This window comes from Actinomadura napierensis, assembly GCF_039529375.1.
Lineage (GTDB): Bacteria > Actinomycetota > Actinomycetes > Streptosporangiales > Streptosporangiaceae > Spirillospora > Spirillospora napierensis.
On the sequence record NZ_BAAAMR010000214.1, the window covers coordinates 1 to 6,638 of the forward strand.

Sequence of the window (6,638 nt, forward strand, 5' to 3'; positions counted from 1 at the left end):
GGCCCGCGCCCGCCCCGCCGGCGACGAGGAGACCGTCCGCGCCGCCGTCCGGATCGGCGACGACCTGATCGGGCGGGCCAGCGCCGCCGCGACGACCACCTCCGACGGCCGGCCCCGCGCCTGGCTCGGCGTCGAGGGGCACGCCTGGCTGGCCCGCGCCGAGGCCGAGCGGCGCCGCCTGGACGGCGTGCACGACGTGGACCTGTGGCGCAGGGCGCCCGACCTGTTCACCTACGGCGACCCGGACGGCGGGTACGTGTACGAGGTGGCGCGGTCGCGGTGGCGGCTCGCGGAGGCTCTCGCCGAGGGCGGCGACCGGGAGGCCGCCGCGGCCGAGTGGCGGCCGGCGGTCGCAACCGCCGAGCGGCGCGGCGCGACGCCGCTGCTGGCCGCGCTCCACGACCTCGGCTCCCGCGCCCGGCTGGACGCCGGCCGGCCCGCCGCCCCGGGCCCGTCCGGGCCGTTCGACGCGCTGACCGCGCGGGAGCGGGAGGTGCTGAAGCTGGTCGCGGAGGGCCACAACAACAAGCAGATCGCGGCGGCGCTGTTCATCTCCCCGAAGACGGCGAGCGTGCACGTCTCCAACATCCTCGCGAAGCTGAACGTCACGGGCCGCACCCAGGCCGCCGCCCTGGCCCTCCGCGAAGGCCTGTGAAAAGGGACCCCGGAATCCGGCCTTGAGTAATTGCCGCGATCTGAGTAGATTCTTCTCCGTGACTGCCGGGTCGGCCATGGGCCACGAGCGAGAGAGGCACCCGGCCTCCGAGTGAGCCGGGGGCGGGCGCGCAGCCCGCCTGCCCATCGCACTTCCTCCTTCTTCTTCCGCATCGTACGACGTCAGCGGCGTGCCCGCCGGACGCCGCGCGCGGACGCACCCCTTTTTCGCACGCCATTTCGCGTGCCGTTTCCGCATGCCGTTCAGCGGTATGTGCATGCCTTCTTTCGCGATCGATTCGCCATGCCCGAAAACAGAGAGGACGACCACCGAAGAATGGATTTCAACAAGCAGGTCATCGAGGAGTTCCGCGCCGGCGCCGGCCGGGTCGGCGGGCCGTTCGAGGGCGGCCGGCTGCTCCTGCTGACCACCACCGGGGCCCGGTCGGGCGCCCCGCACACGACGCCGCTCGGCTACCTGCCGGACGGTGTCGGGCGCGTCCTCGTCATCGCGTCGGCGGGCGGGTCGCCGAAGCACCCCGCGTGGTTCCGCAACCTCGTCGCGCACCCCCGCGTGACGGTGGAGAGCGGCGCGTTCACCTACGAGGCGGACGCGGTCGTCCTGGAAGGCGACGAGCGCGACCGGGCGTTCGCGCGGGCCGTCGAGGCCGACCCCGGCTGGGGCGAGTACGAGGCGAAGGCCGGCCGGACGCTGCCGGTCGTCGCGCTCGTCCAGGTCGCGGAGGGGCCGCCGCCCGGGCCGGAGCGGCCGGGCGACATGCTCGTCGCGGTGCACGACGCGTTCCGCGACGAGCTGCGGCGGATCCGGGCGGAGGCCGCCGCGTCCGGGCCGGTGCTCGGCGCGCAGCTGCGGGTCAACTGCCTGGTCCTGTGCCAGGGCCTCGGCAACCACCACGCGGGCGAGGACCTGATGCTGTTCCCGGGCGTCGAGGGCGACCGCCCCGACCTGGCGCCCGCGCTGGCACGGATGCGCGAGGAGCACGAGGCCATCAAGGCGATCCTGGACGACCTGCGGGCCGTCCTCGCCGCCGACGCGCCCGACCGCGCGGCGCTCGCCGCCGAGATCGGCCGGCTCACCGCCGATCTGGAGGGCCACCTGGACCGGGAGGAGGAGGTGCTCGTCCCGGTCCTGAACGCCCCGAAGCGGTAGGTCAGAGCAGGCCGCGGCCGGTGATCAGCGGGAGGTCGAGCGCGGTGAGCAGGCCGGGCGGCGCCGCGACGACCGCGGGCACCGCGTTGACCAGCCGCATCGCGGTCGCCTTCAGCCCCGCGGTGTTGTGGTCGCCGTCGCCGCCGAGCAGCTGGAGATCGACGGTGTAGTCCGGCTCGCCGCGCACCTCGACCCGGTAGCAGCCGGCGCCGGCGGGCTGCGGCCAGTCCGGGGCGAGGTCGTCGCGCAGCCGGGTGACGTGCTCCAGGATGATCACGGGCTCGCCGCCGCGCATCCCGCGCACCTCGAAGCGCAGCGCGGCGGCGGTGCCCTTCTCGACCGTCCCGGCGGAGACGTCGAAGGTCTCGGGGGCGGGCAGCCGGGTGTGCTGCTCGGTGACCTCGTCCAGCTCCACGTCGAGCCCGGCGGCGAGCTGCCGGACGACGCTGCCCCACGCCATGGTGAGCACGCCGGGCTGCAGCAGCATCGGCGTCTCGTCCAGGGACCGGCCGAACCCCATCACGTCGAACAGGATGGTGCCCTGGTCGTAGGTGGCGTAGTTGAGGATCTCCATGCAGCGGACCTGGTCGATCCGCTCGCTGATGCCGGTGACGGCGAGGGGCAGCGCGTCGTTGGCGAAGCCGGGGTCGATGCCGTTGACGAACAGCGACACGCCGCCCGCCTCGGCCGCCTCCCGCACCGGATCGGACATCTCCGGCGGGACGACGCCGTCGGGGAACTGCAGGAACACCGGGCCGCTGGACACGACGTTGATCCCGGCGCGCAGGATGCGGCACAGGTCGTCGATCGCCTCCATCAGCCGGACGTCGGCCATCGAGGTGTAGACGACGCAGTCGGGGCGCAGGGCGAGCAGCTCCTCCTCCGAGCCGGTCGCGGCGACGCCGAGGGTGCGGCCGAGCCCGGCCAGCTCCCCGGCGTCCTTCCCGACCTTGGCGGGGTTGGACACCCACACCCCGGCCAGTTCGAGGTCGGGGCGGGCGTCGATGCCCGCGATGGCGTGCCGGCCGACGTTGCCGGTGCTCCACTGGACGACGCGGTAGGTCACAGGTCCTCCAGGCCGAGGTCGAGGTTCGGGACGTCGATGCCGCCGTCCACGCGCAGCAGGCTGCCGGTGACGTAGGCGGACGCGGGCGAGGCGAGGTAGAGGACGGCCGCCGCGACGTCCTCCGGGTCGCCGATGCGGCCGAGCGGGGTGCCCTTCTCCATCTGGGTGCGCAGCTCGTCGTTGGTCATCACGATGTCGAGCGCGGACGTGGCGACGGAGCCGACGGCGACCGCGTTGACGCGGATCCGCGGCGCGAGGTCGGTGGCGGCGAGCCGGGTGTAGTGCGCGAGGGCGGCCTTGGCGGTGCCGTAGGCGAGGTAGCCGCGCCCGGCGACCCGTCCCATGACCGAGGAGATGTTGACGACGGCGCCCTGCGCGGACGCGGTGGCGGACTCCAGGATGTGCGGCACGGCGGCGCGGGTCAGCGCGTGCGCGGTGCTCACATTGAACTGGAACGCGTTCTCGAGGTACTTGGGCGTGGTGTCCAGGAAGGCGTTAGGGATCGTGCCGCCCATGTTGTTGACCACGATGTCGAGGCGGCCCAGGCCGTCGACGGCGCGGGCGGCCAGTTCGGCCGCCGCGTCAGGCGTGCTGAGATCGGCGGGGACGACCAGGGCGCGCCGGCCGGCCGCCTCGATCTCCGCCGCCACCTTGCGAAGCTGATCCTCGGTGCGGGCGGACACGACCACGTCCGCGCCCGCCTGCGCGAGCGCCACGGCGGCCGCCGCGCCGATCCCGCGGCCCGCCCCGGTCACCACCGCGACCCTGCCATCGATTCGGAACCGGTCCTGGATCACCGGCGTCACCTCCGGTCGCTCGCCCGTGGGCGCCCAGCCTAGACAGAAACTAGAACCTGTTTCAATACCGCGCTTCCGCGGGTACCGGCGGGTGACCCGCGCACACCGGGGGCGGTAGATCTTCACGGGTCGATCGTTATTTCGGCTACTGGCCGCGCCGCGGCGGGCCTGCAATTGTCTTCTCTCGTGGGCGCCACCGTGCCGGCACCCGGGGGAGGAATTCCATCCGTGGACAAGGGGTATGAGCTCTACTGCATCGCGGACAGGCTCTTTTACGACGCCCCGCCGATCTCCCGTGAATCCGATTTCGCGATTTCACGGCGGCCGTTGCCCGAGGGCTGGGAGCAGGAGCGCGGGGACGAGTGGACGGCGTACGTGCCGCCCGTCCGGCGAACTCCCCTGCAGGGCTGGAAAGTCCATGTGACGGGCTGCGCGGAAAGCGCGGACAAGGTGCTCGAGCATACCTGGGACTACTGCGTCGCCCAGGGCCTGGAATTCAAGCATCTGCGCGCCCCGGGAACGCTCCGGACACGGAACGCCAAGTACGCGCCGCGCGGCGCGAGCGGCAAGCTCGTCACGATCTATCCCGAGAACGAGGCCGAGCTGGAGCGGGTGCTCGCCGAGCTGGGCGCCCGCGTGGCCGGCCTGCCAGGCCCCTACATCCTCAGCGACCTGCGGATAGGCGACGGGCCGCTGCACGTGCGCTACGGCGGGTTCGCCGAGCGGCGGTGCCTGGACGGGCGCGGCGAGCTCGTCGCCGCGCTGGAGAACGGCGCCGGCGACCTCGTCCCCGACGTGCGCGGTCCCGTCTTCAGCGTGCCGGAATGGGTGACGCTCCCCCGCTGCCTGGAATCGCACATGGCCGCCCGCTCGGCCACGACGACGACCGATCTCCCCTACCGCATCGAGAAGGCGCTGCATTTCTCCAATGGCGGAGGAGTCTATGCCGGAACGGACACCCGGACCGGCGAGAAGGTCGTCCTGAAAGAGGGCCGCCCCTTCGCCGGCCTCGCCGCCGACGGCGCCGACGCCGTGGAGCGCCTGGAACGCGAGCGGCTGACCATGGAACGGCTGGAAGGGGTCGACGGGGTCCCCGGGGTGCGCGATTCCTTCACGCTCGGAGAGCACCATTTCCTCGTTATGGAGTTCATCGAGGGAAAACCGCTCAACAGCTTCTACGCGACGCGCCATCCCATGCTCGACCCGGACCCCGACCCCCGGAAGTTCGCGGAGTACACCGCCTGGGCGCTGCGGGTGTACGAGGGCGTCGAGCGCGTCGTGACGGCCGTGCACGAGCGCGGCGTCGTCTTCAACGACCTGCACATGTTCAACATCATGGTCCGCCCGGACGACTCCGTCGCGCTGATCGACTTCGAGACGGCGGCGCCCGCCGCCGACCGGGGCCGGCAGACCCTCGCCAGCCCGGCGTTCCTGGCGCCGCACGACCGGCGCGGCGTCGAGGTCGACCGGTACAGCCTGGCCTGCCTGCGGCTCGCCCTGTTCATGCCGATGACCACGCTGTTCGTCATCGACCGCGGCAAGGCCCGGCATCTCGCCGACATCGCGGCCCGCTACTTCCCGGTGCCCCGCGCGTTCCTGGACGAGGCGGTCGCGGAGATCACCCGCGACCTGCCGCCCGCCCCCGCGCCGGCGTTCGCGCCCGGCCCGGCCGGCTGGAAGCGCGACAGGGAGGTCCTGACCCGGGCGATCCTGGCGAGCGCCACGCCCGGCCGGACCGACCGGCTGTTCCCCGGCGACGTCGATCAGTTCGGCAAGGCGCGGCTCGGGCTGGCGCACGGCGCCGCCGGCGTCCTGTACGCGCTGGACGTGACGGGCGCAGGCCGCCGCTCCGACCATGAGGAGTGGCTGGCCGACCGCGTCGCGGCGCCGCCGCGCGGGACCGGGCTCGGCCTGTACGACGGGCTGCTCGGCGCCGCCTACGTCCTCGGGCGCCTCGGCCACACCGACGCCGCGCTCACCGCCGTCGGCCACTGCCTGGACGAGCGCTGGGAAAGGCTCGGCGGCGATCTCCACGGCGGCCTGCCGGGCGTCGCGCTCGTCCTCGACGACCTCGCCGACCGCACCGGCGACACCGGCCTGCGCGACGCCGCCCACCATGCCGTCCGGATCGTCGCGGACCGGGCGACGGCGGAGCGCAGCCCGCGGCCCGGCCTCATGCACGGCGGGGCGGGCGCGGCGCTGATGTTCATCCGCTGCTACGAGCGGACCGGCGACACCGCGCTGCTCGACCTGGCCGCCGCCGCGCTCCGCCGCGACCTCGCGGGCTGCATCGACGACGGCGAGGGCGCGCTGTTCGTCGACGAGGGCTACCGGATCATGCCCTACCTCGCGCTCGGCAGCGTCGGCATCGGCCTGGTCCTGGACGACTACCTCGCGCACCGCCGCGACGAGGAGTTCGAGCGGGCCCGCGAGGCCGTCCGGCTCGCCGCGGCGTCCCGGTACTACGTGCAGCCGAGCCTGTTCAGCGGGCGCGCCGGGATGCTGCTGTACCTCGCCCGCCAGGACCGCGACGACCCGCGCGTCGCCCGGCACGTCCGCGACCTCGCCTGGCACGCGCTGCCGTTCGCCGGCGGCCTGGCGATGCCCGGCGAGAACCTCTTCCGGCTGTCCATGGACCTCGCCACCGGCACCGCCGGTGTGCTCCTCGCGCTCGGCGCGGCGTCGCACGACGCCCCGGCCGGGCTGCCGTTCCTGCGGACGGCCCCCCGACCCCCCGTGGAGCCCTCCGCGGTGGCCACCTCTATCCAGCCCGAAAGGAGGTGACGGAACATGGCGCTCCTCGACCTTCAGGGAATGCAGTCGGAGCACAACGGCGGCGGCGGCAAGAGCACGCTGAGCCTGCTCTGCGACAGCGCGGCCAGCTTCCTGCTGTGCCTGTGACGCATGATGCGGCCGCGGTCCCCGGTGACGGGGGCCGCGGCCGCCCGCC

At 73.7% G+C, this 6,638-nt stretch carries 6 protein-coding genes; 4 read left to right on the forward strand and 2 right to left on the reverse strand.

The window, feature by feature from the left end:
• Together ABD296_RS48480 and ABD296_RS48485 are read left to right on the forward strand one after the other, a co-directional pair.
• On the forward strand, nt 1–655 hold a 655-nt coding region (locus ABD296_RS48480; RefSeq protein ID WP_344285014.1), incomplete at its 5' end, for a helix-turn-helix transcriptional regulator.
• 303 nt (nt 656–958) lie between these two features.
• On the forward strand, nt 959–1,825 hold the full coding sequence (locus ABD296_RS48485; protein WP_344285017.1) for a nitroreductase/quinone reductase family protein: 867 nt from the start codon (nt 959–961) through the stop codon (nt 1,823–1,825).
• 1 nt (nt 1,826) lies between these two features.
• Here ABD296_RS48485 and ABD296_RS48490 read toward each other — a convergent pair whose 3' ends face one another.
• Together ABD296_RS48490 and ABD296_RS48495 are read right to left on the reverse strand one after the other, a co-directional pair.
• Nucleotides 1,827–2,891: an NAD(P)H-dependent amine dehydrogenase family protein gene (locus ABD296_RS48490; protein WP_344285020.1), complete on the reverse strand. Its 1,065-nt coding sequence runs from the start codon at nt 2,889–2,891 to the stop codon at nt 1,827–1,829.
• Nucleotides 2,888–3,814 (reverse strand): SDR family oxidoreductase, encoded by a 927-nt coding sequence (locus ABD296_RS48495; protein WP_344285023.1) that lies wholly within the window; start codon nt 3,812–3,814, stop codon nt 2,888–2,890. Before ABD296_RS48495 ends, ABD296_RS48490 begins: the two co-directional genes overlap by 4 nt.
• Nucleotides 3,815–3,916: 102 nt before the next feature.
• Here ABD296_RS48495 and lanKC point away from each other — a divergent pair, with 102 nt between their 5' ends.
• Nucleotides 3,917–6,472, forward strand: coding sequence for a class III lanthionine synthetase LanKC (lanKC, locus tag ABD296_RS48500; protein ID WP_344285026.1), 2,556 nt, complete (start codon nt 3,917–3,919; stop codon nt 6,470–6,472).
• A 6-nt stretch (nt 6,473–6,478) separates the two neighbouring features.
• Nucleotides 6,479–6,589 carry a SapB/AmfS family lanthipeptide gene (locus ABD296_RS48505; protein ID WP_344285029.1) on the forward strand — a complete coding sequence of 37 codons (111 nt, stop codon included), beginning with the start codon at nt 6,479–6,481 and terminating at the stop codon, nt 6,587–6,589.
• Nucleotides 6,590–6,638: the final 49 nt, after the last annotated feature.